Origin of the sequence: Streptomyces durocortorensis, from assembly GCF_016901035.1 — a bacterium.
Lineage (GTDB): Bacteria > Actinomycetota > Actinomycetes > Streptomycetales > Streptomycetaceae > Streptomyces > Streptomyces durocortorensis.
Map to the genome: position 1 here is coordinate 1 of NZ_JAFEUF010000118.1, position 21564 is coordinate 21564.

Here is a 21564-nt window from a genome sequence, read left to right on the forward strand (position 1 = left end):
GTGTTCGTCCGGTGGGTTGGTGGGTGGGTCAGCCAGTGGCGGTACAGGTCGCGCAGGACCGAGCGGTCGTGGCGGCCGGGGGGCGGGGGCGCGGGCTCCGACAGCTGGGCCGCGCGGTAGGTGTCGAGCATGTGCTGCTGGATGGCGTCCATGACTCCAGCCTGAGCAGGTCGCGGCGGGCCCGCGCGTTGATTGACGGCCCCCGTCAAATGGAACGTCGGCCCGGTGCCCGTACCCCCACTATGGAGGGGTGAGCGTGCACATAGACATCGCGGGACTGCCCGCCGAACGCGTCGTTTTCGCGACCTCTCCCCTCGCCGAACTGGGCCTCGCCCTGCACGCGCTCTCCGAGCCCGGCCACCATCCGGGGCTGCACGGCTGGGTCACCGCGACCGCGGCGGCCCTGGAACCGGACCTCGCCGACCGGATGCTGGAGGCGGAGTTCCTGTGGCGGAACACCTTCGCCGACATCTTCCTGCCGTTCTCCGGCATCCGCGGCGGCGACGGCAGGACCGGGGCGACCCTGGCGGAGGACCTGGACATCCTCGACCGGCTCGACGACGAGCGGTTCGTCGCGGCGGCCACGGAGTTCACCTGCTCCAGCCTGTACGGGAGCGACGCCCCGTCCCCGCTGACGGACCCGGCCATGCGGGCCCGGGCCCTGGACATGGCGGCGGCGCGCGGCCCGCGGCAGGTGGAGTTCACCAAGCGGCTGCTGACCGACCCCGTCTCCGTACGCGGGTGGATCCGGCGGCTCCTGGAGGACTGCGACCAGGCGTTCTTCGCGGACACCTGGCAGCGGGTCTCCGTCCAGCTGGTCGCCGACGCCCGGCACAAGACCGAGCTGCTGCGGCGCAAGGGGCTCGCCGAGGCGATCGGTGCGGTCTCCTCCGCCCTGACGCTGGACGAGACCGCCGAGCGGATCACGGTCGACAAGCTGACCGAGGGCCGGACCACCGCCGTCGCCCCGGACGTCGGCGTCGGGCTCACCCTCGTCCCCACCAGCTTCGGCTGGCCGCACCTGACGGTGCTGCACGCCCATCACTGGCGGCCGGTGATCCACTATCCGGTCCGGATGCCGGATCTGCCGTCCCCCGCCTCCGTGGAACAGCTCCAGCTGCGGATGGAGGCCCTGGCCCACCCGATGCGGATGAGGCTGTGCCGCAACCTCGCCCGCTCCCCGTACACCACCGGCGAACTGGCCGAGTCGCACAGCATCACCTCGCCGGAGGTGTCCCGGCATCTGTCCGTGCTCAAGAAGGCGGGCCTGGTCACCACGCGCCGGCGGGGGCGCTACGTCCTGCACCAGCTGGACCTGACGGTCGTCGCGCGGCTCGGCAGCGACTTCCTGGAGGGTGTCCTGCGCTGAGCCTGCCCTCCCTTCAGGCCCTGGGTGCCCCCTCGGCCCGGAATGCCTCAGCTGCCTCCTCGGCCCGATTCGGCTCCTCCTCGGCCCGGTCCGGCTCCCCTCAGCCCGGGGTGTCAGTCGAAGCGGATGTGCCGCACGCCCGTCCAGGTCCGCCGCAGCCGGTGCCGCAGCCGGCCGTCCGTGTCCGGCAGCGGCGTCAGGCCCGCCGCCCCGGCCACCAGGTCCGCCACCTGCGGGACCGTCGCCCGGTCCGTACGGATGTGGCGGGCGAACTCCGGGCGCGCGAGCCGCTCCAGACAGTCGTCCAGCCGGCCCACCGCGAAGCTCTCCCGCTTCAGCCCGCGCCCGAGACCGCGTTCGCGCAGCCGGCGCAGGACCGTGTCCCGGTCGGCGAGCAGGGTGCTGTGGTGGACGGTGTGGCCGTCCTCGCGCAGCCGCCCGACGATCTCGGCGAAGTACCCCGGGTCGACCAGCGTCATCGGGACGATCACCGGCCCCGGGTGGCTCCCGGCGGCGACGCCGAGCACCTCGCGTACGCCGGAGCGCCAGGACGTCAGGTCCTGGAAGTCGCCGCGCAGGCGGGGCGGCAGGGTCCGGTGCAGCCCGAAGCCGATGTGCTCGGGGTCGCAGACCACGCTGCCGGGGAGCCGCCGGTGCAGCTCGTACGCCGTCTGGGTCTTGCCGCCCCCGAACGGTCCGTTGATCCACAGCAGCGTGCCCACGGCCGGCCTCCCGCCTCTCCTCAGCCCGCGCCGCCGCCGGCCCTGACCAGGCCGGTCTCGTAGGCGAGGACGACGACCTGGACCCGGTCGCGGAGGTTCAGCTTGGTGAGGATGCGGCCGACGTGCGTCTTGACCGTGGCCTCGGAGAGCACGAGCCGGGCCGCGATCTCCCCGTTCGACAGGCCCTGGGCGACCAGGAGCATGACTTCACGTTCGCGTTCGGTGAGCTTGCCGACGTGCTTGTTCTTCGGCTCCTTGTCGCCGCTGGGCAGCATCGGCGAGAAGCGGTCGAGCAGCCGGCGGGTGGTGGACGGGGCGACGACCGCGTCGCCGCTGTGCACGGAACGGATCGCAGCGAGCAGCTCGGCGGGCGGCACGTCCTTGAGCATGAAGCCGCTGGCCCCCGCCTTGAGCCCGGAGAAGGCGTACTCGTCGAGGTCGAAGGTGGTCAGGATGAGCACCTTCGGCGGGTCCTGCTGCGCGCAGATGCGACGCGTCGCCTCGACGCCGTCCAGCCGGGGCATGCGGACGTCCATCAGGACCACGTCGACGGCCGTGGACCGCAGGATCTCGATCGCCTCCGCCCCGTCCCCGGCCTCGGCGACGACCTCCATGTCGGGCTGGGCGGCGAGCACCATCCGGAAGCCGGTCCGCAGCAGCACCTGGTCGTCGACGAGCATCACGCGGATGGCCATGGTCATGAGGATCGCGTCCTGTCCTGGGGGTCGGTTCCTGGGGATCGGTCGTGGTCGGAGGGGGCGGAGGAGTCGGATCGGAGGAGTTGGACCGGAGGAGTCGGAGGGGTCGTGAGGCCGGTCAGCCCGGGGGTTTGAGCGGCAGCAGGGCGCTGATCCGGAAGCCGCCGCCGGGCCGGGGCCCCGCGTCCAGGGTGCCTCCGACCATGCCGACCCGCTCCCGCATCCCGATCATTCCGTGCCCGGCGCCGTCCGCGCCGCCGTCCTCGTACAGCTCGTGCGCCGCGCCCCGGCCGTCGTCCTCGATCAGCAGGCCGAGGCCGTCGTCGAAGTAGACCAGCCGGACGCTGGCCCCGGCGTCGGGCCCGCCGTGCTTGCGGGTGTTCGTCAGGGCCTCCTGCACCACGCGGTACGCGGTCAGCTCCACGCCGCTGGGCAGCGGCCGCGGGGTGCCCTCGACCTTGAAGTCGACCTCCAGGCCGGTCTGCCGCACCTGCGCGACCAGGTCCTCGATCTGTTCGACGTCGGGCTGGGGGACGTACTCCCCGCTCTCCGGGGCGTCACCGGTCCGCAGCACCCCGAGCAGCCGCCGCATCTCCGCGAGCGCCTGGCGGCCGGTGCCGGAGATGGTCTCCAGGGCCTGCTTGGCCTGGTCGGGGGCGGCGTCCATGACGTAGGCGGCGCCGTCGGCCTGAACGACCATCACGGACACGTTGTGCGCGACGACGTCGTGCAGCTCGCGGGCGATCCGGGCGCGCTCGGCGGCGACCGCGACCTTGGACTGCGCCTCGCGTTCCCGCTCCAGGCGGGCGGCACGCTCCTCCAGCTGGTCGAAGTAGGCCCGCCGGGTCCGCAGCGAGTCCCCGAGCACCCAGGCCAGCACGAACGGCACGGTCATGATGACCGTCACGAAGATCACCTGGACCCAGGACCCGCCGGGCTCGGCCTCCCACCGCAGCTGGGACAGGGCCGCCGCGCTCAGACTGCCGATCAGGGCGAGCCGGGAGGCCCAGCGCTCCCCGACCGTGGCCACCGTGTAGGTGATCACCAGCATCGCGAAGTTCCCGACGCCCGGCCGGACGTCGAACACCAGCTGGACGACGCCCACCAGGATGGCGAGCAGCAGCATCTTCTCGGGGGCCTTGCGGCGCAGCGCCACGACGGTGGAGAACCCCAGCGCGACCGGGACCGCGACGATCTCCTCGCGCCCGGCGTCGTACATGCCCGAGACCATCGACATGCCGGAGAGCCCGAGGAGGAAGACGGCCCAGAAGCCGTCGACGCCCGTCGGGTGTCTGCGGATGAAGTCGTAGAGGCGCTGCACGTAACCCAGCGTAGGGACAGCGGATAGGTGCCCGGGTCAACCGGAGGGCCGATCCAGGTCCTGGGACCGTACTCCCCAAGGTGGAGACTTGCCCATGTGACGGACGAGTGGCGCGGTTGGCGGGAGGCGGCTGAGGCCGCTCTGTACGGGGATAGGGGCTTTTATCGCAGCCCGCTGCGGAGCCCGGAGGGGCCGGCGGGCCACTTCCGTACCTCGGTGCACGCCTCACCGCTGTTCGCGACCGCGGTGGCCCGGCTGCTGACCGGAATCGCACGAGAGCTGGACACCGGCACGGTCGCGCTGGTCGACGTCGGGGCGGGGCGGGGCGAGCTGCTGACCGGAGTGCTGGCCGCGCTGCCACAGGGGCTGGAGGTGCCACAGGGGCTGGAGGTGCCACAGGGGCTGGAGGTGATCCCGTACGCCGTCGAGGTCGCGGCCCGGCCCCCGGGGCTGGATCCCCGGATCGAGTGGTGCGCGGAGTTGCCCGCCGGGGTCACCGGGCTGCTGTTCGCCAACGAGTGGCTGGACAACGTTCCGGTGGAGGTGGCCGAGGCGGACGCGGACGGCGTCCCCCGGTACGTCCAGGTGCGGACCTCGGACGGGGCGGAGCGGCTCGGTCCGCCGGTGACCGGGGCGGACGCGGCGTGGCTGGAGCGCTGGTGGCCGCTGTCCGGGCCGGGCGAGCGGGCGGAGATCGGCCGGCCCCGGGACGCGGCCTGGGCGCGGGCGGTCGGCTCGCTGACCGCAGGTCTCGCGGTGGCGGTGGACTACGCGCATGTACGGGGCGCCCGGCCGCCCTTCGGGACGCTGACCGGCTTCCGGGGCGGGCGCGAGGCGCGTCCGGTGCCGGACGGCTCCTGCGACCTGACGGCCCATGTGGCGCTGGACGCCTGCGCGGCGGCGGTGTCTTCGGCCGTGGCGCACGCGAGCACCGAGCTGACCGACCAGCGGGCGGCGCTGCACCGCCTCGGCATCGGCGGCGACCGGCCGCCGCTGAGCCTGGCTGCCACCGATCCGGCGGGTTACGTACGGGGGCTGGCTGCGGCGGGCGAGGCGGCGGAGCTGACCGCGCGCGGCGGCCTCGGCGACTTCGGCTGGCTGCTGCACCGGGTGGGGCTACCGGAGCCCGGGTGACCGCTCCCGCACAGCGGGCGCAGGGAATACTGTCCCGCATGACGGAGACGACGATCGGCATCGGCGGAGCGGCGGAGAGCACCGACATGGTGCTGAACATCGGTCCCCAGCACCCCTCGACGCACGGGGTCCTCCGGCTGCGGATCGTGCTGGACGGCGAGCGCGTCCAGCACGCGGAGCCGGTCATCGGCTATATGCACCGGGGCGCGGAGAAGCTCTTCGAGGCGCGCGACTACCGGCAGATCATCATGCTCGCCAACCGGCACGACTGGCTGTCCGCGTTCTCGAACGAGCTGGGCGTGGTGATGGCCGTCGAGCGGATGCTCGGCATGGAGGTCCCCGAGCGCGCGGTGTGGACGCGGACGCTGCTCGCCGAGCTGAACCGGGTCCTCAACCACCTGATGTTCCTCGGCTCCTACCCCCTCGAACTCGGCGGCATCACCCCGGTCTTCCACGCCTTCCGGGAGCGCGAGGAGCTCCAGGCGGTGATGGAGGAGGTCTCCGGCGGCCGGATGCACTACATGTTCAACCGGGTCGGCGGCCTCAAGGAGGACGTCCCGGCGGGCTGGGCCGGGCGGGTCCGCGACGCCGTCGCCTCCGTCCGTTCCCGCATGGACGTGTACGAGAACCTCGTCCTCGGCAACGAGATCTTCCGGGGCCGTACGCGCGACGTGGGCGTGCTGTCCGCCGCAGCGGTGCACGCGTACGGGGTGTCGGGGCCGATCGCCCGCGCCTCGGGCGTCGGCTTCGACCTGCGGCGCGACGAGCCGTATCTCGCGTACGGGGAGCTCCAGGACACCCTGAAGGTCGTCACCCGGACCGAGGGCGACTGCCTGGCCCGCTTCGAGTGCCTGCTGGAGCAGACGCTCAACTCCCTGGACCTGGCGGACGCCTGCCTGGACCGGATGGCCGGCCTGGAGCCCGGGCCGATCAACCAGCGGCTGCCCAAGGTGCTCAAGGCCCCCGAGGGCCACACGTACGCCTGGACGGAGAACCCGCTCGGCGTCAACGGCTACTACCTGGTGTCCAAGGGCGAGAAGACGCCCTACCGGCTGAAGCTGCGCTCCGCCTCGTTCAACAACATCCAGGCGCTCACCGAGCTGCTGCCGGGCACCCTGGTCGCCGACATGGTGGCGATCCTGGGGTCGCTGTTCTTCGTCGTCGGGGACATCGACAAGTAGCGGACCACGTGGCGGGCGGGCCCGGGCCTCTTGGGGCTCAGGAGACCGCGCCGCGCAGCTGTGCCACGTCGATCTGCTCGGTCTCGTCGTGCGCGGTGAGGTCGATGACCTTGCCGACGGCCTGGTTCGGCACGGCGCCCGTGCGGTGGGCGGCGAGCGCCTCCTCGCCGACGACGTCCGCGAGGTCCTCGTTCTGCACCGACTCGATCGCGGCGTTCGCCTTCTGGGCGTTCTGGGTGCCGAAGAAGTCGAAGTTGCCCTGAGGCGCCAGGTGGCGGCGCGCGGTGGCGTACGGGACGACGGCCGAGGCGGCCGGGATCGCCCGCGGCACACGCACGGGCGCGATGGCGGCCGGGGCCTTGGCGAGCGCCCGTGTGGCCACGTTCTGGGCGTTGGCGTTCCGGGCGTCCGCCTTCTCGGCGTGCACGTTCTGGGCTTGCGCGTTCTGGGCTTGCGCGTTCTGGGCTTGCGCGTTCTGGGTGTTCGCGGCCGGGGCGGGCGGGTTGGTCGAGGGGCGGCCGTGCTGGTGGTCCCGGTGCTCGCCCGCCCCGGTGGCCGCCGCGTGCTTCCCCTGCGGGCTCTCTGCCTCCGCATCCCGGTGCCGGTCGGCGACGGCGAGCTGGCGCTGCCGGACCGCCTCCACCGTGCGGCGGGTCTCCTGGAGCGCCGCGTTGCGCGTGAGGTTCATCAGGGCCTCGTCCGCGCGCCGGTACGACTCGGGGGTCGGCGTCGAGCGCGCGGGCAGCAGCTCCTTGGGGGCCGCGGCCTCGATGGCGAGCTGCCTGCGGCCCTCCAGCGCGCTGGCCCGCTCGGTCTCGGCGTTGGCGTAGCGCCGCAGCAGTCCGGCGTGCTCGCCGCGCAGCCCCGCGAGCTCCACCCGCTTGCGCCGGAGCTTGGTCTCCAGACGGGTGCGCAGCTCGCGCGACTCCTCCAGATCCTGCTCCAGCTCGGCTATCCGCTCCTCGGCCCGCCATTCGTCACTGGCACGGGCCCGGGTCAGCTCGGCGACCCGCAGCCCCGCCGCCCGGTCCCAGCTGCGCATCAGATACGCACCGGTCACGGCGGCGGCCGCCACGGCGGCCACCAGGCCGCGCAGGACCAGGGGTTCGGCCAGCAGCCAGGCGCCGGCTGCACCGACGACCGACACTCCCGCCACCACGGAGGGGGGCAGGATTCTGTGGAGGGGCGGCGAATGGCGGTGGCGTCCACGTGGCATGGCCTGAAATTTACCGTGTGTGCGGGCCACTTGGGGAGCCGCCCGGAAATCTGTTCCCCGCCGGTTACCTCGCGGCCCCCCGGAAGCCCTCTCCACGGCCAGTCCTCTCCACGGTCCTTTGCCTATTGATCAAGAACTACTTCTCGATCAGATCCTTCGACTCCAGATACTCCTTGGCCACATCGGCCGGCTTGGCCCGCTCCGCGTCGACCTTCCGGTTCAGCTCGGCGAGATCCTCCGTGGTGAGCGCGGCGGTGAGCTTGCCCAGCGCGTCGGCGATCTCCGGGTCGCCCGCGTCCTTGGTATTCAGGACCGGCAGCACGTTGTCCGCGTTCTGGAGCTTCTTGTCGTCCTCCAGGAACACCAGCCCGTCCAGCACCGCGTCCGTGGTGGTCGTCAGGACCAGCTGGGCCTTGCCGTCCCGGACGGCCTGCTTGGACACCGGCGTACCGACGCCCGTGGGGTCGATCCCGGTGACGTCGATGCCGTACGCCTTCTTCAGACCGGGTGCGCAGAACGGCCGCACCTCGCACTCGTCGCCCGCCGCGATCTTCACCTTCAGCTTCGACTTCCCGAGATCGGAAAGCGTCTTGAGGCTGTTCTTCTCGGCGAATTCCTTCGACACCGCGAAGGCGTTCTGGTCCACGGCCTTGCCGGCCGGGAGGACCGTGAGCCCCAGCGGCTCGGCGAGCTGCTTCAGCGCGGAGACCGTGGCCTCGACGTCCCCGGAGGCCACCGGCTCGGCCTGGGCCTCGTCCGCCCCGTTGACCTTGGCGTTGAGGAACTCGGCGAGCGTGGCGGCGTACTCCGGTACGACGTCGATCTCGCCCTTCTCCACCGAGGGCTCGTACAGCTCACGGTTCTTCACCGTGGTGACCGAGGTGCTGTACCCGGCGTCGCCGAGGATCTGGGCGTACAGCTCGGCGAGCACCTTGGACTCGGTGAACGAGGCCGAACCGACGACCAGCGAGCCCTTCTTCCCGTCACCGGCCGAGGAGTCCGAACCGCCCTTCTCCTGCTCCAGGCTGTCGCCGCCGCAGGCCGCCAGCGACCCGGCCAGCGCCACCATGCCGATGACCGCTCCGGCTATCCGCGAGGTCCTGCTCATGTGTTGTTCTCCGTCCGAACAGAAGAAAGTGAAGAAAGTGACCAGAAGAAAGCACGTCGAAAAAAATGGGCTGTGCGCTCACGCGGGCCTGCGGCGGCGCAGCGGGGAGAGCAGCCGGTCCAGGCCAGCCAGCACGCCCTCCACCACCAGGGCGAGACCGGCGACCAGGACCGCGCCCGCGAAGACCTGGGCGGTGTCGTAGGTGTTGAACCCGGCGGTGATGATCCGGCCCAGGCCGCCGAGGCCGACCATCGCGGCGATCGACGCGGTGGCCACGACCTGGACGGCCGCGGACCGCAGCCCGGTCATGATCATCGGGTAGGCGAGCGGCAGCTCGACCCGGACGAAGAGCTGCCCGCCCGACATCCCCATGCCGCGCGCGGCCTCCACCACGGCCCGGTCCACCTCCCGCATCCCGACATAGGCGTTGGTCAGCAGCGGCGGCACCGCGAACAGCACCAGCGCGATGATCGTGGGCCAGTACCCCGAGTTGCGCAGGGGCGTGACCATGAAGAGGGCCAGCACCGCGAAGACCGGGACGGCCCGCCCCACGTTGGAGAGGTTCACCGCGAGGGCGCCCCCCTTGCCGATGTGCCCCAGATACAGGGCGAGCGGCAGGGCTATCGCGCAGGCCACCGCGAGGGCGACCCCGCTCACGTACAGATGCTCGCCGAGCCGGTGCGCGGCCCCGCCGTCCCCCGACCAGTTGGCCCCGGTGGTCAGCCAGGTCCAGGCGTCGCCGATGACTCCCACGGGTCAGCCCACCTCTGTCTTCGCCGGGACGGACGCGGACGCCTTCGCCTTCACCGGGCCGGACGCGGACGCCTCGGCTTTCACGGGGCCGGACGGCGGGACGACCGCCCCGGATATCCGGGTCCAGGGCGTCAACAGCCGCTGGAGGCCGAGCAGCAGCAGGTCCGCCGTCACCGCGAGCAGCACGCACAGCACCGCGGCGGTGAGCACCTGGGCCTTGAAGAAGCTGGGCAGCGCGTCCTCGATGAGATTGCCGAGGCCCCCCTTGCCGACGAGCGATCCGACCGTGGTCAGCGCGACCGTCGACACGGTGGCTATCCGCAGCCCCGCCATCACCGCGGGCAGTGCCAGCGGGAGCTCCACCTCCCACAGGAGCCGGGCCGGCCCGTACCCCATGCCGCGGGCGGCCTCCCTGGCCTCCTGCGGCACCGCTTCGAGCCCGGCCAGGATGTTGCGCACGAGGATGGTCAGCGAATAGAGCACCAGGCCCGTGACGACGAGCGCGGCCGACAGCCCGAACAGGGGCAGCAGGAGCGAGAACATCGCCAGCGAGGGCACGGTGTAGAGCACGGTCGTCAGCCCGAGCACCGGTCCGGCGAAGCGCGGACCCCGGCGGGCCAGCAGCGCCAGCGGGAGGGCCACCGCGAGCCCGATCAGCACCGAGACCACCGTGATCCCGATGTGCTGCACGGTCGCGTCGATCAACTCCTGGCTGCGGGAGCGCAGATACTCCCCGCAGATCCAGTCGTTCGTCACCAGGCAGCTCTGCTCGGCCATCCGCCCCCCACCTCCTGCTTTCCCTCGTCACGCCGGATGCCCCGGATCGCCCGGATCGAACTGATGACTGACGAGCCTATCCTCGACCACTGACAATCGCGGAGGCTGTCGCATTCCGGCAACATGCCCTTCACAGAACGCCCTCCACAATGGGGAACCATGATCCGTTTCGAGCACGTCACCAAGCGGTACGCCGATGGCACCACCGCCGTCGACGACCTTTCCTTCGAGGTCGCCGAGGGTGAACTGGTCACGCTCGTCGGACCTTCCGGCTGCGGCAAGACGACCACCATGAAGATGGTGAACCGGCTGATCGAACCGACCGAGGGCCGGATATTCCTCGACGGGGACGACATATCCACCGTCGACCCCGTCGACCTGCGCCGCCGCATCGGCTACGTGATCCAGCAGGTGGGCCTCTTCCCGCACAAGACGGTGCTGGAGAACACCGCGACCGTTCCCCACTTGCTGGGCTGGAAGCGCGGAAAGGGACGCGAACGCGCCGCCGAACTCCTCGACCTCGTCGGACTCGACCCTTCCGTTTATGGTGACCGCTATCCGGAACAACTTTCCGGCGGGCAGCGTCAACGCGTGGGCGTGGCCCGCGCATTGGCCGCCGATCCGCCCGTTCTCCTCATGGACGAGCCTTTCGGAGCGGTCGACCCGGTCGTCCGCGAACGCCTCCAGAACGAATTCCTGAAACTCCAGGCCCAGGTCCGTAAGACCGTGCTGTTCGTCACGCACGACATCGAGGAGGCCGTCCGCCTCGGCGACCGCATCGCTGTCTACGGACAGGGCCGCATCGAGCAGTTCGACTCCCCCGCCACCGTGCTCGGGGCTCCCGCCACCCCGTACGTGGCCGACTTCGTCGGCGCGGACCGCGGACTCAAACGGCTCTCGGTGACGCCGATCGAGGAGAGCGACCTCGACCAGCCGCCGGTCGTCCACCTCGACGACCCGCTGGCCACGGCCACCGAACGGCTCAGGGCCGAGGGCGCGCGCTGGGCGGTCGTCCTGGACGGCCGGGACAACCTCCACGGCTGGATCCCCGCCGACGCGACCGCCGACGCCACGGCCGAGGGCACCGTCCGCGAGTACGCCCGCCGGATGGAGGCCTGGCTCCCGCTCGGCGCACCCCTCAAGCAGGCGTTCGCCACCATGCTCCAGCACGACGCGGGCTGGATCGCGGTCATCGACAAGGAGAGCGAGGGCCGCTTCCTCGGCGTCCTGACCCCCGCCCGGCTGCACGAGGCCCTGCGCCGCTCGATCGACGCGGACGCCCAGGACGTACCGCGCGCGGAGGTCGCGGTGGAGACGGTGGCGACCGCGTAGGACCATCCGGGGCGGGGCGGCCCCGACCCCGGCTCTCCCGGCCCGGCCCGGCCCTGCCCTGCCCTGCCCGGCCCGGTTCAGCCCTCGCCGAGCCGGGCGCTCAGCCACTCCAACGCCGGCGAGACCCATGAGCGTGCTCTCTCCGCGATGACGTAGAGGTGCGGATGCGGGGAATTTCCGAAATGTGGGTGAACCCGCACTCCCCGGCCCACGTCCTAGAGGGCGCACACCGTCCGCAGGGCCCCGGCCCGGGGACGGACTACAGGAATCTCTCGCGAAGCCACAGGAAACGATGTCTGTCACGCTAGATGGGGATAAGTCAGTATCGGTTCCGCACCGGCCGCACCGGACGCGCCGGACACGCACGCTGCGCGGCGTCCGCCGGCTGCTGCGCGGGCCGCGTCCCGAATCCGTACCCGCCCTTGTCGGCACCGCCTGCACCGTCGTCGGGCTGATCGACGTCGCCGCCGGGGTCTTCCCCCGCTTCCGGCACAGCCGGATGCACACCCTCGCCGAGGTGCTCCCCGGGGCGCTCGGCCCGTTCGCCGCCGCGCTCTCGCTCAGCGCGGGGATGCTCCTGCTCCTGCTCGCGCACGGGCTGAAGCGGCACAAGCGGCGGGCCTGGCGGGCGGCGGTGGTCCTGCTGCCCGTGGGGGCCGTGGCCCAGTTCGCGTACCGCCACTCGATCGTCGGCGTGCTCGTCTCGCTGACGCTCTGCTGGCTGCTGGTACGCCATCGCGACCAGTTCCGGGCGCTGCCCGACCCGCGCAGCCGCTGGCGGGCGCTTGCCAACTTCGTGCTGCTCGGGGCCGGTTCGCTGGGGCTCGGGCTGGTCATCGTCAGCGTCCACCCCGGCCGGGTCGTCGGCGACCCGTCGATCGCCGACCGTCTCCAGCACGTGCTGTACGGCCTGTTCGGCGTCGAGGGCCCCGTCGACTACGCCGGGAGGACCAGCGGGACGGTGGCCTACTCACTCGGCGCGCTCGGCCTGCTGACCGCCGTCACCACCATCTACCTCGCCTTCCGCCCCGAACACCCGGCCGCCCGCCTCACCGAGGACGACGAGAGCCGGCTGCGGGAGCTGCTGGAGCGGCACGGTGGCCGGGACTCGCTCGGCCACTTCGCGCTCCGCCGCGACAAGGGCGTCGTCTTCTCCCCCAGCGGCAAGGCCGCCGTCTGCTACCGGGTCGTCTCCGGGGTGATGCTGGCCGGCGGCGACCCCATCGGCGACGTGGAGGCCTGGCCGGGCGCGATCGAGCGCTTCATGGACGAGGCGCGGGCGCACTCCTGGACCCCCGCCGTGATGGGCTGCAGCGAGACCGGCGGCCAGGTCTGGATCCGCGAGACCGGCCTCACCGCCCTGGAGCTGGGCGACGAGGCGGTGGTCGACGTGGCGGATTTCTCCCTCGCCGGACGCGCCATGCGCAACGTCCGCCAGATGGTCAAGCGCATCGAACGCGGCGGCTACGAGACCCGGGTCCGGCGGGCACGTGACATCGGCGACGCCGAGCTGGACCGCATCCGCCGCGCCGCCGCCGACTGGCGCGGCACCGACACCGAACGCGGCTTCTCCATGGCGCTCGGCCGGATCGGCGACCCGGCCGACGGCGACTGCGTGATCGCCACCGCCCACCTGCCCGGCTCCGGTACGGAGGGCTCCCCGCACGGCGACCTGAAGGCCGTCCTCCACTTCGTACCGTGGGGGCGCGACGGGATGTCCCTGGAGCTGATGCGCCGCGACCGCGCGGCCGACCCCGGCATGAACGAGCTGCTGATCGTCGCCTCCCTCCAGGCCGCCGGGAAGCTCGGCGTCGCCCGGGTCTCGCTGAACTTCGCGATGTTCCGCTCCGCGCTGGCCCGCGGCGAGCGGCTCGGCGCGGGCCCGGTGCTGCGCTGCTGGCGAGGGCTCCTCGTCTTCCTCTCCCGCTGGTTCCAGATCGAGTCGCTGTACAGGTTCAACGCCAAGTTCAAGCCCCGCTGGGAGCCCCGCTTCGTGGTCTTCCGCACCAGCCGCGACCTGCCCCGCATCGGGATCGCGGCGATGCGGGCGGAGGGCTTCGTGAACCTCTCGCCGCCACGCCCGTTCCGGCCCCGCACGCCCCGCCCGTGCGGTCACACCGCGCGTACGCGCCCGGAGCACGAGGTGAGCGCGGCGTGATCCGGACGACACGCCCTAGTCTGGTCGTATGAGTACGTCACGCACGCGGGGCACGGTCCGAGGGCTGCCGGAGTGGGACCGCTGCGCGGTCATGGGCGTCGTCAACGTGACGCCCGACTCCTTCTCCGACGGCGGCCGCTGGTTCGACACCACGGTGGCGGTCAAGCACGGCCTGCACCTGATGTCCGAGGGTGCGGACCTGGTGGACGTGGGCGGCGAGTCGACCCGTCCCGGCGCCAGCCGGGTGGACGAGGCCGAGGAGCTGCGCCGGGTGATCCCGGTCGTCAAGGGCCTGGCCTCCGAGGGCGTCACCGTCTCCGTGGACACCATGCGCGCCCGCGTCGCCGAGCAGGCCGTCGCCGCCGGGGCCGTCCTGGTCAACGACGTCAGCGGCGGCCTCGCCGACCCGGACATGATCCCGGCCGTCGCCGCCGCCGAGGTCCCGTTCGTCGTGATGCACTGGCGCGGCTTCAGCGAGTCGATGAACAGCCGCGCGGTGTACGGGGACGTCGTCGCCGAGGTCATCGACGAGCTGCGGCAGCGGATGGAAGCGGTGATCGCGGGCGGGGTCGCCCCGGAGCGCGTCGTCATCGACCCCGGCCTCGGCTTCGCGAAGGACGCCGCCCACGACCTGAAGCTCGTCGCGCACCTGACCGAGCTGCACGCCCTGGGCCGCCCGCTGCTGGTGGCCGCCTCCCGCAAACGTTTCCTGGGCCACGTCCTGACCGGTCCGGGGGCGGCCGCCCCGCCGCCCGCCCGCGAACGCGACGCGGCGACCGCGGCCGTCTCGGCCCTCGCCGCGCAGGCCGGCGCCTGGGCGGTCCGGGTCCACGAGGTGCGGGCCACCGCCGACGCGGTCCGCGTCGCCCGCGCAGTCGAGGGAGCCGCGTGAACGAGGAGCACGCACAGGCCGCCGCCGACATCGCGGAGGTCGAGGCCGCCAACACCGCCTTCTACGAGGCGCTGGAACGCGGCGACCACGAGGCGCTCGCCGGGAGCTGGCTGCCCGGCGAGGACCTCACCGTCTCCTGCGTCCACCCCGGCTGGCCGGTGCTCACGGGGCGGGGCGAGGTGCTGCGCAGTTACGCCCTGATCATGGCGAACACCGAGTACATCCAGTTCTTCCTGACCGACGTCAACATCGCGATGACCGGCGACACCGCGCTGGTCACCTGCACCGAGAACATCCTCAGCGGCGGCCCGGCCGAGGAGGGCAACGCGCTGGGACCGCTGGTGGGCCAGCTGGTCGTCGCCACGAACGTGTTCCGGCGCACTCCCGACGGCTGGAAGCTCTGGTCCCACCACGGGTCGCCCGTCCTGACGGAGTCCGACGAGGACGACGACGAGGAGACCCCTTCCTGACGGAGAGTCCCCCTCCCGACGGGGAAACCCCTTCCCGGGTAGGAAACACCCTCCCGAGTGGGTACGGGACCGGTAGGGATTGGAACCGATCACCGAGGGGTATGGGCGGCTACCAGCCCGGTGAGGCGTTGTCCATGGCCCCCACGGGCGAGCACTGCCGGTGCTCGCAGGTAGATTCGAAAGAAGGCACCTCGCCGCCCGCACGCGGCCGGGTGCCTCTCGACCAACGACAGCAGGAGTGATTCGCGTGGATCGTGTCGCGCTGCGCGGCCTCAAGGCCCGTGGGCACCACGGCGTCTTCCCCCGGGAACGGGAAGAGGGCCAGACCTTCATCGTCGACCTGGTGCTCGGCCTCGACACCCGCCCCGCGGCAGCCACCGACGACCTGGCCCGCACCGTGCATTACGGCGTGGTGGCCGAGGAGGTCGTCGACGTGGTGACCGGCGAACCGGTCGATCTGATCGAGACGCTCGCCGAGCGCATCGCCCAGCAGTGCCTGAAGCACGAAGGCGTCCAGGAGGTCGAGGTCGTGGTGCACAAGCCGGACGCGCCGATCACCGTCCCCTTCGACGACGTGACCATCACCATCACCCGGAGCCGAGCATGACTGCATTTTCGACCGAAGGGCAGAGCGACCCGACCGTACAGCCGGTTCCGACCGCCGTCGTCCGGCAGGTGGACGCCGCCGACGTCACGCTCTCCAACCCCAAGATGGCCGTGATCTCCCTCGGCTCCAACCTGGGCAACCGCCTGGAGACCCTCCAGGGGGCCGTCGACGCCCTGGAGGACACCCCGGGCCTGCGGGTCAAGGCCGTCTCCCCGGTGTACGAGACGGAGCCCTGGGGCGTCGAGGCGAATTCCCAGCCGTCGTACTTCAACGCCGTCATCCTCGTGAAGACGACGCTGCCCCCCGCCTCCCTGCTGGAGCGCGGCCAGGCCGTCGAGGAGGCCTTCGACCGGGTCCGCGAGGAGCGCTGGGGCCCGCGCACCATCGACGTCGACATCGTGTCGTACGCCGACGTCCTCTCCGACGACCCCGTGCTCACGCTCCCCCACCCCCGCGCCCACGAGCGGGCCTTCGTCCTCGCCCCCTGGCACGACGTGGACCCCGAGGCCCAGCTGCCCGGCGCCGGAGCGGTGGCCCAGCTCCTCGCACAGGTCGGCCGCGACAGCGTGCTGCCCCGCGCCGACCTGGAACTGCGCCTGCCGGAGTAATCGTTAGGCTCGACGGACGGTGGTCCGGCGCACGGCCGGACCGGGCACAGGCGGCGCGAAGGGCGGCTCACTCGGTGAAGCAACTACGGCTCGGGGTACTGGCGGGCCTCTTCGCCGCCGCCGGTGTCCTCTCCTGGGGCGGGGCCCGCCTCTGGGACTCCTTCGGCACCCTGCCGAGCGTCCCGCTGGCCGCGTCGATCGTGCTCGCGGTGATCGCGGTGATCCTCCTCGCGACCGCCCTCTCCACCCGCACCCGCCTCCGCGCCCAGCGCGAACGCCGCCCCGGCGCCAAGGGCGTCGAGCCCCTGTTCGCGGCCCGCGCGGTCGTCTTCGGCCAGGCGAGCGCCTTGGTCGCCGCCCTGGTCGCCGGCATGTACGGCGGCACCGGCGTCTTCCTCCTGAGCTACCTCGACATCCCGCCCCGCCGCGACCAGGCCATCTACGCGGGCGCGGCGGTGATCGCCGGCATCGGCGTCATCGCGGCCGCCTTCTTCCTGGAACGCGTCTGCCGCCTCCCGGAGGACGGCAACGACCACGACGGCACGGGCACGGCTGCGGCGTAACGCACGACGGGGGGGCCGACTGCTGCTCGTCAGCGGCAGGCGGGCCCTTGTTCCGTATTCCGGGGCGTCAGCGCGCCATGATGAGGCTCATCGCCTCGGCGCGCGTCGCGGGGTCGCGGAGCTGACCGCGCACCGCGGAGGTCAGCGTCTTCGCGCCCGGCTTGCGGATCCCGCGCATCGACATGCACATGTGCTCGCACTCGACGACGACGATGACGCCGCGCGGCTCCAGGATCGACATGAGGGACTCCGCGATCTGGGTCGTCAGCCGTTCCTGGACCTGCGGGCGGCGGGCGTAGACGTCGACCAGCCGGGCCAGCTTGGACAGGCCGGTGATCTTCCCGGTGGAGGCGGGGATGTAGCCGACGTGCGCGACGCCCCTGAACGGCACCAGATGATGTTCACAGGTCGAGAACACCTCAATGTCCTTGACCAGCACCATCTCGTCGTGACCCAGGTCGAACGTGGTCGTCAGAACGTCCTCGGGCTCTTGATACAGGCCCGCGAATATCTCCTTGTACGCCCGCGCCACCCGCCCCGGCGTCTCCCGCAGACCCTCGCGGTCCGGGTCCTCCCCGACGGCGATCAGCAGTTCGCGTACGGCCGCCTCGGCCCGCTTCTCGTCGAATTCGCCGATCGAACCCTGGCCGTCCAACGTCACCGGGTCGGTCATCTGTGCCTCGTTCCTCTGTGCTGTCCCGTGCGCGGGTTCGCGCCCAGACATCGCAGGCATACGGAAAAGCCGCGCCCCCACAGGCTAAAACCTGGGGGGCGCGGCATCCATTCCGGGACCGGGTCGGCCCCCGTGACGGGGGTCTCACCGGAGCGGGCCGGGGCTAGCTCTCGGGACGGTCCTCGGGAATCGCCTCGGTGGACGGGGCGATGTCCTTCGTCAGGTCCGTCGGGGCGATCTCCGGCGGGGTGGCCGAACCGTTGGCGACGGAGGCGCCGTTGGTGAGGGCCAGCTCCTTGGGAGAGAGCACCGGGGGCCGCGTCGACGGGGTGCGTCGGGCGGATCCGGTCCAGGCCGGGCGGGCGGGGCGCTTCACGATCGGGGCGAAGATCTCCGCGATCTCGTCCTTGCCCAGCGTCTCCTTCTCCAGGAGTTCGAGCACCAGGGCGTCGAGGATGTCGCGGTTCTCGACGAGGATCTCCCACGCGTCGTTGTGGGCGGTCTCGATGAGCTTCTTGACCTCCTCGTCGACCAGGGCCGCGACCTCTTCCGAGTAGTCGCGCTGGTGGCCCATCTCGCGGCCCAGGAAGGGCTCCGAGTTGTCGCCGCCGAACTTGATCGCGCCGAGGCGCTCCGTCATGCCGTACTGCGTGACCATCGCGCGGGCCGTCGCCGTGGCCTTCTCGATGTCGTTCGCCGCACCGGTGGTCGGGTCGTGGAAGACCAGCTCCTCGGCCGCACGCCCGCCCAGCATGTACGCCAGCTGGTCGAGCATCTCGTTGCGGGTCGTGGAGTACTTGTCCTCCTCCGGGAGCACCATCGTGTAACCGAGGGCGCGGCCGCGGGAGAGGATCGTGATCTTGTGGACCGGGTCCGACTGGGGGGAGGCCGCCGCGACCAGGGCGTGTCCACCCTCGTGGTACGCGGTGATCTTCTTCTCCTTCTCGGACATGATCCGGGTCCGCTTCTGCGGGCCCGCCACGACACGGTCGATCGCCTCGTCGAGGCTCTCGTTGTCGATGCGCGTCTTGTCGGTGCGCGCCGTCAGGAGCGCCGCTTCGTTGAGCACGTTCGACAGGTCGGCACCGGTGAAGCCGGGCGTGCGCCGGGCGACGGCGCCGAGGTCGACGCCCTCCGCGACGGGCTTGCCCTTCTGGTGCACCTTGAGGATCTCCAGGCGGCCCTGCATGTCGGGGCGGTCGACCGCGATCTGCCGGTCGAAGCGTCCCGGGCGCAGCAGCGCCGGGTCGAGGATGTCCGGGCGGTTCGTGGCGGCGATCAGGATGACGCCGCCCTTCACGTCGAACCCGTCCATCTCGACGAGCAGCTGGTTGAGCGTCTGCTCGCGCTCGTCGTGACCGCCGCCCATGCCGGCGCCGCGGTGGCGGCCGACGGCGTCGATCTCGTCGACGAAGACGATCGCCGGGGCGTTCGCCTTGGCCTGCTCGAAGAGGTCACGCACTCGGGAGGCACCGACACCGACGAACATCTCGACGAAGTCGGAACCGGAGATCGAGTAGAACGGGACGCCCGCCTCGCCGGCGACGGCGCGCGCGAGCAGCGTCTTGCCCGTACCGGGCGGCCCGTAGAGCAGGACGCCCTTGGGGATCTTGGCGCCGACGGCCTGGAACTTCGCCGGCTCCTGGAGGAACTCCTTGATCTCGTGGAGCTCTTCGACCGCCTCGTCGGATCCCGCCACGTCGGCGAAGGTCGTCTTGGGGGTGTCCTTGGTGATCAGCTTGGCCTTGGACTTGCCGAACTGCATGACCTTGGAACCGCCGCCCTGCATCTGATTCATCAGAAACAGGAAGACGACCACGATGAGGACGAAGGGCAGCAGCGAGAGGAGGATCGAGACGAACGGGGACTGCTTCGACGGCGAGACGGTGTAACCCTTCTCGATGTCACCCGCCTCGAACTTCGTCTGCAGCGTGTCGGCGAGCTCGACGCCCTGGTTGCCGATGTAGCTCGCCTGGAACTTGCTGCCGGACTCGCCTTCGAGCTTCTGGCCGTCCTTCAGTTCGATCTTGAGGATTTGTTCGTCACCGGTGGTCAGCTTGGCCTGCTCCACCTGGTCCTTGCTGATCGCCTGGATCACCTTGCCGGTGTCCACCGTCTTGTAGCCGCCCGACGAGCCGACGACCTGCATCAACACGACCACGGCGAGGACGGCCAGCACGATCCACATGACCGGCCCACGGAAGTATCGCTTCACGTCCATCCACACGGAGCGAAGTCGCCCCGTCCCTCCTGCCCAGTAGTGAAATGCTGCTGTTGTAAAAGAGTGTTCTTCGGACGGTACCTCAGCATGGGCACCGGCGACCGCTGGGTGCGGCGGAGAAACCTGCTTTCGAAGCTCCAACGGCCCGGAGGCGGTGAGGGTTCCCCACCGTCCGCCCGGGGGTCAGCCGCCGTAGACGTGCGGGGCCAGCGTGCCGACGAAGGGCAGGTTGCGGTACTTCTCCGCGTAGTCCAGCCCGTAGCCGACGACGAACTCGTTGGGGATGTCGAAACCGATCCACTTCACATCGATCGCGACCTTTGCGGCATCCGGCTTGCGCAGCAGGGTGCAGACCTCCAGCGAGGCCGGCTCCCGGGAGCCCAGGTTGGACAGCAGCCAGGACAGCGTCAGTCCGGAGTCGATGATGTCCTCGACGATCAGGACGTGCTTGCCCTTGATGTCGGTGTCGAGGTCCTTGAGGATCCGCACGACGCCGGAGGACTGGGTGCCCGCCCCGTACGAGGAGACGGCCATCCAGTCCATCGTGACGGGGGTGGACAGCGCGCGCGCCAGGTCCGCCATGACCATCACCGCGCCCTTGAGGACGCCGACGATCAGCAGGTCCTTGCCCGCGTACTCCGCGTCGATCTTCGCGGCCAGCTCGACGAGCTTCGCGTCGATCTCTTCCTTGGTGAGGAGCACCGACTGAAGGTCGGTACCCATGTCCTTCTCGTTCACCCACGTCTCTTTCTGTGCTGCCGACGCCCCGGCCCGCCGGTCCGGGTAAGCCCGGGCGGGCGGCGGTTCGTCTGCACTTCAGCCGCTCGCGCGTCAGCTCTGCCGAATGACCAGTCTGCCACCCTGCCGCAGCGCCTCGACGCGGCCGGGCAGGTTGATGGCCCGCTGGCCGCGCCAGCCGGTGATCAGGCGGTCGACTTCTTCGAGGTGCCGGGCGAAGAGGGAGCCGGGGGGCGAGCCGGCCTCGATCAGTGCGCGGCGCAGCACCCGGCGGCGTACCGCGGGCGGCAGGGCGTAGAGCTTCGCGCACTCCAGGCGGCCGGTCTCGTCGCGGACGGACAGCTCGGCCTCGGCGGCCCAGGAGTCCAGGGCGTCGGCGTCGTCGCGGGAGAGCTGGGCGGTACGGGCGAGGGCTTCGACGACGCCTTTGCCGAGCGCCTTCTCCAGGGCGGGCAGCCCTTCGTGGCGCAGCCGGGAGCGGGTGTAGGCGGGGTCGATGTTGTGCGGGTCGTCCCACACGGGGATCGACTGGACCAGGCAGGCCTTGCGGGCGGTCTGCCGGTCGAGCTGGAGGAAGGGGCGGCGGTAGCGGCCGGCCGGTCCGGAGGCGGCGGCCATGCCGGAGAGCGAGCGGATGCCGGAGCCGCGGGCGAGGCCGAGGAGGACGGTCTCGGCCTGGTCGTCGCGGGTGTGGCCGAGCAGGACGGCGGCGGCGCCGTGTCGTTCGGCGGCGGCGTCCAGCGCGGCGTAGCGGGCGTCGCGGGCGGCGGCCTCGGGGCCGCCCTCGCGTCCGACGTGCACGGCGACGGCCTCGACGGGGTCGAGGTCCATGGCGGCGAGCCGGGTGACGACCTCGGCGGCGCGGAGGCCGGAGCCCGGCTGGAGGTTGTGGTCGACGGTGATGCCGCCGGCCCGGACGCCGAGCTTGCGGGCTTCGAACGCGAGGGCGGAGGCGAGCGCCATGGAGTCGGCGCCGCCGGAGCAGGCGACGAGGACGAGCGGGGTGTCGGGGCGCTCGGGGAG

The 21564-nt window shown here is 71.6% G+C and carries 21 protein-coding genes; 10 read left to right on the forward strand and 11 right to left on the reverse strand.

Annotated elements, in window-relative coordinates; translation table 11 throughout:
• The first annotated feature begins 256 nt into the window (after nucleotides 1–256).
• Nucleotides 257–1369: a DUF5937 family protein gene (locus tag JS521_RS21275; protein WP_205084555.1), complete on the forward strand. Its 1113-nt coding sequence runs from the start codon at nucleotides 257–259 to the stop codon at nucleotides 1367–1369.
• A gap of 113 nt (nucleotides 1370–1482) precedes the next feature.
• On the opposite strand, the gene JS521_RS21280 is transcribed toward JS521_RS21275, so the two are convergent.
• From JS521_RS21280 to JS521_RS21290, 3 genes are all read right to left on the reverse strand, one after another.
• Nucleotides 1483–2091, reverse strand: coding sequence for an AAA family ATPase (locus JS521_RS21280; RefSeq protein WP_307847931.1), 609 nt, complete (start codon nucleotides 2089–2091; stop codon nucleotides 1483–1485).
• A 20-nt stretch (nucleotides 2092–2111) separates the two neighbouring features.
• Nucleotides 2112–2786 carry a response regulator transcription factor gene (locus JS521_RS21285; protein WP_205084542.1) on the reverse strand — a complete coding sequence of 225 codons (675 nt, stop codon included), beginning with the start codon at nucleotides 2784–2786 and terminating at the stop codon, nucleotides 2112–2114.
• Between the two features lie 121 nt (nucleotides 2787–2907).
• Nucleotides 2908–4110 carry a sensor histidine kinase gene (locus JS521_RS21290; RefSeq protein ID WP_205084543.1) on the reverse strand — a complete coding sequence of 401 codons (1203 nt, stop codon included), beginning with the start codon at nucleotides 4108–4110 and terminating at the stop codon, nucleotides 2908–2910.
• A gap of 96 nt (nucleotides 4111–4206) precedes the next feature.
• On the opposite strand from JS521_RS21290, the gene JS521_RS21295 reads away from it, so the two are divergent.
• Both JS521_RS21295 and JS521_RS21300 read left to right on the forward strand, forming a co-directional pair.
• On the forward strand, nucleotides 4207–5244 hold the full coding sequence (locus JS521_RS21295) for an SAM-dependent methyltransferase (RefSeq protein WP_205084544.1): 1038 nt from the start codon (nucleotides 4207–4209) through the stop codon (nucleotides 5242–5244).
• A gap of 38 nt (nucleotides 5245–5282) precedes the next feature.
• Nucleotides 5283–6425 carry an NADH-quinone oxidoreductase subunit D gene (locus JS521_RS21300; RefSeq protein ID WP_205084545.1) on the forward strand — a complete coding sequence of 381 codons (1143 nt, stop codon included), beginning with the start codon at nucleotides 5283–5285 and terminating at the stop codon, nucleotides 6423–6425.
• 37 nt (nucleotides 6426–6462) lie between these two features.
• Here JS521_RS21300 and JS521_RS21305 read toward each other — a convergent pair whose 3' ends face one another.
• From JS521_RS21305 to JS521_RS21320, 4 genes are all read right to left on the reverse strand, one after another.
• Entirely contained in the window at nucleotides 6463–7641 is a 1179-nt protein-coding gene (locus tag JS521_RS21305) for a hypothetical protein (RefSeq protein WP_205084546.1), read from the reverse strand.
• 136 nt (nucleotides 7642–7777) lie between these two features.
• On the reverse strand, nucleotides 7778–8749 hold the full coding sequence (locus JS521_RS21310; RefSeq protein ID WP_205084547.1) for an ABC transporter substrate-binding protein: 972 nt from the start codon (nucleotides 8747–8749) through the stop codon (nucleotides 7778–7780).
• Between the two features lie 78 nt (nucleotides 8750–8827).
• Nucleotides 8828–9502, reverse strand: coding sequence for an ABC transporter permease (locus tag JS521_RS21315; protein ID WP_205084548.1), 675 nt, complete (start codon nucleotides 9500–9502; stop codon nucleotides 8828–8830).
• A gap of 3 nt (nucleotides 9503–9505) precedes the next feature.
• Entirely contained in the window at nucleotides 9506–10279 is a 774-nt protein-coding gene (locus tag JS521_RS21320; protein ID WP_239487605.1) for an ABC transporter permease, read from the reverse strand.
• A 159-nt stretch (nucleotides 10280–10438) separates the two neighbouring features.
• Between JS521_RS21320 and JS521_RS21325 the strand changes: the two genes are divergently transcribed.
• The 7 genes from JS521_RS21325 (at nucleotide 10439) to JS521_RS21355 (ending at nucleotide 16909) form a co-directional block, all read left to right on the forward strand.
• On the forward strand, nucleotides 10439–11611 hold the full coding sequence (locus JS521_RS21325) for an ABC transporter ATP-binding protein (RefSeq protein ID WP_205084549.1): 1173 nt from the start codon (nucleotides 10439–10441) through the stop codon (nucleotides 11609–11611).
• 292 nt (nucleotides 11612–11903) lie between these two features.
• Nucleotides 11904–13769: a phosphatidylglycerol lysyltransferase domain-containing protein gene (locus JS521_RS21330; RefSeq protein ID WP_205084550.1), complete on the forward strand. Its 1866-nt coding sequence runs from the start codon at nucleotides 11904–11906 to the stop codon at nucleotides 13767–13769.
• A 28-nt stretch (nucleotides 13770–13797) separates the two neighbouring features.
• On the forward strand, nucleotides 13798–14661 hold the full coding sequence (gene folP / locus JS521_RS21335) for a dihydropteroate synthase (protein ID WP_443732186.1): 864 nt from the start codon (nucleotides 13798–13800) through the stop codon (nucleotides 14659–14661).
• Nucleotides 14658–15131, forward strand: coding sequence for a nuclear transport factor 2 family protein (locus tag JS521_RS21340; RefSeq protein ID WP_205084551.1), 474 nt, complete (start codon nucleotides 14658–14660; stop codon nucleotides 15129–15131). The genes folP and JS521_RS21340 overlap by 4 nt, the downstream gene beginning before the upstream one ends.
• A 247-nt stretch (nucleotides 15132–15378) precedes the next feature.
• Nucleotides 15379–15738 carry a dihydroneopterin aldolase gene (folB, locus tag JS521_RS21345; RefSeq protein ID WP_003968268.1) on the forward strand — a complete coding sequence of 120 codons (360 nt, stop codon included), beginning with the start codon at nucleotides 15379–15381 and terminating at the stop codon, nucleotides 15736–15738.
• Entirely contained in the window at nucleotides 15735–16346 is a 612-nt protein-coding gene (gene folK, locus JS521_RS21350; RefSeq protein ID WP_205084552.1) for a 2-amino-4-hydroxy-6-hydroxymethyldihydropteridine diphosphokinase, read from the forward strand. Before folB ends, folK begins: the two co-directional genes overlap by 4 nt.
• A gap of 74 nt (nucleotides 16347–16420) precedes the next feature.
• Nucleotides 16421–16909 (forward strand): DUF3180 domain-containing protein, encoded by a 489-nt coding sequence (locus tag JS521_RS21355; protein ID WP_118904020.1) that lies wholly within the window; start codon nucleotides 16421–16423, stop codon nucleotides 16907–16909.
• A 67-nt stretch (nucleotides 16910–16976) separates the two neighbouring features.
• On the opposite strand, the gene folE is transcribed toward JS521_RS21355, so the two are convergent.
• The 4 genes from folE to tilS form a co-directional block, all read right to left on the reverse strand.
• Nucleotides 16977–17582, reverse strand: coding sequence for a GTP cyclohydrolase I FolE (folE, locus tag JS521_RS21360; protein ID WP_056700396.1), 606 nt, complete (start codon nucleotides 17580–17582; stop codon nucleotides 16977–16979).
• 163 nt (nucleotides 17583–17745) lie between these two features.
• On the reverse strand, nucleotides 17746–19803 hold the full coding sequence (gene ftsH, locus JS521_RS21365) for an ATP-dependent zinc metalloprotease FtsH (RefSeq protein WP_205084553.1): 2058 nt from the start codon (nucleotides 19801–19803) through the stop codon (nucleotides 17746–17748).
• Between the two features lie 183 nt (nucleotides 19804–19986).
• On the reverse strand, nucleotides 19987–20526 hold the full coding sequence (gene hpt / locus JS521_RS21370) for a hypoxanthine phosphoribosyltransferase (RefSeq protein ID WP_003968263.1): 540 nt from the start codon (nucleotides 20524–20526) through the stop codon (nucleotides 19987–19989).
• Nucleotides 20527–20634: 108 nt separating this feature from the next.
• Nucleotides 20635–21564: tRNA lysidine(34) synthetase TilS (gene tilS, locus JS521_RS21375; protein WP_205084554.1), on the reverse strand; the 930-nt coding region annotated here is incomplete at its 5' end.

What these genes read in the sequence shown, in the direction of transcription:
- hpt (WP_003968263.1), bottom strand. Translation starts at nt 20,526, where the DNA reads ATGGGTACCGACCTTCAGTCGGTGCTCCTCACCAAGGAAGAGATCGAC.
- folE (WP_056700396.1), bottom strand. Translation starts at nt 17,582, where the DNA reads ATGACCGACCCGGTGACGTTGGACGGCCAGGGTTCGATCGGCGAATTC.
- JS521_RS21300 (WP_205084545.1), top strand. Translation starts at nt 5,283, where the DNA reads ATGACGGAGACGACGATCGGCATCGGCGGAGCGGCGGAGAGCACCGAC.
- JS521_RS21285 (WP_205084542.1), bottom strand. Translation starts at nt 2,786, where the DNA reads ATGGCCATCCGCGTGATGCTCGTCGACGACCAGGTGCTGCTGCGGACC.
- JS521_RS21305 (WP_205084546.1), bottom strand. Translation starts at nt 7,641, where the DNA reads ATGCCACGTGGACGCCACCGCCATTCGCCGCCCCTCCACAGAATCCTG.
- JS521_RS21310 (WP_205084547.1), bottom strand. Translation starts at nt 8,749, where the DNA reads ATGAGCAGGACCTCGCGGATAGCCGGAGCGGTCATCGGCATGGTGGCG.
- JS521_RS21320 (WP_239487605.1), bottom strand. Translation starts at nt 10,279, where the DNA reads ATGGCCGAGCAGAGCTGCCTGGTGACGAACGACTGGATCTGCGGGGAG.
- JS521_RS21325 (WP_205084549.1), top strand. Translation starts at nt 10,439, where the DNA reads ATGATCCGTTTCGAGCACGTCACCAAGCGGTACGCCGATGGCACCACC.
- JS521_RS21330 (WP_205084550.1), top strand. Translation starts at nt 11,904, where the DNA reads ATGTCTGTCACGCTAGATGGGGATAAGTCAGTATCGGTTCCGCACCGG.
- folP (WP_443732186.1), top strand. Translation starts at nt 13,798, where the DNA reads ATGAGTACGTCACGCACGCGGGGCACGGTCCGAGGGCTGCCGGAGTGG.
- folK (WP_205084552.1), top strand. Translation starts at nt 15,735, where the DNA reads ATGACTGCATTTTCGACCGAAGGGCAGAGCGACCCGACCGTACAGCCG.
- ftsH (WP_205084553.1), bottom strand. Translation starts at nt 19,803, where the DNA reads ATGGACGTGAAGCGATACTTCCGTGGGCCGGTCATGTGGATCGTGCTG.